Source organism: Paenibacillus dendritiformis (assembly GCF_015845845.1).
Taxonomy (GTDB): Bacteria; Bacillota; Bacilli; order Paenibacillales; family Paenibacillaceae; genus Paenibacillus_B; species Paenibacillus_B dendritiformis_C.
This window is the reverse complement of sequence record NZ_LDIG01000235.1, coordinates 1-483: the sequence shown is the minus strand read 5'-3', so window position 1 is coordinate 483 and position 483 is coordinate 1. Positions and strand designations below refer to the sequence as shown.

Below are 483 nucleotides of genomic sequence, written 5' to 3'. Positions count from 1 at the left end.
TGCTTGGACTCAAGAGCATAAGCGCTTCCCAACTATCGCGAAAGCTGAAACGGCTGCCCATGGAGCATCTGCAGACGCTCTTTTTCTTACTCATTGATCGAATCAAGCAACTCACAAAAGGGAAACGCGGCATTACGCCTGGTATTGGCAAACTCAAGCTAATCGATTCATCGGGAATTACACTGCCTCCCATTCTCGCAAAATGGTCCTATTGTTCCAAGAGTAGCCATGGCGTGAAGATGCACACCTCCTTGGTCGTTGTGGATTCCAAAACGATGTATCCAGACAAGATCGTCGCTTCAACCAAAGATGTAGCCGATCATGAAGTCGTGTTGGAATTTACCGTCGATAAGGATGCGACCTACGTGATGGACCGAGGGTACCAGGTGTACGACCATTTTCAGAAATGGGTAGAGGATAAGATTAAATTTGTTTGCCGCGTCCAGCAAAAGAGCCGATTAACGATCATCAGAGAAAGAGAAC

The 483-nt window shown here is 47.0% G+C and carries 1 protein-coding gene; it reads left to right on the top strand.

From position 1 onward, the window contains the following. Nucleotides 1–59: 59 nt before the first annotated feature. Nucleotides 60–483 (top strand): transposase (locus ABD76_RS23440; RefSeq protein WP_197259451.1); only part of this gene is annotated, 424 nt, incomplete at its 3' end.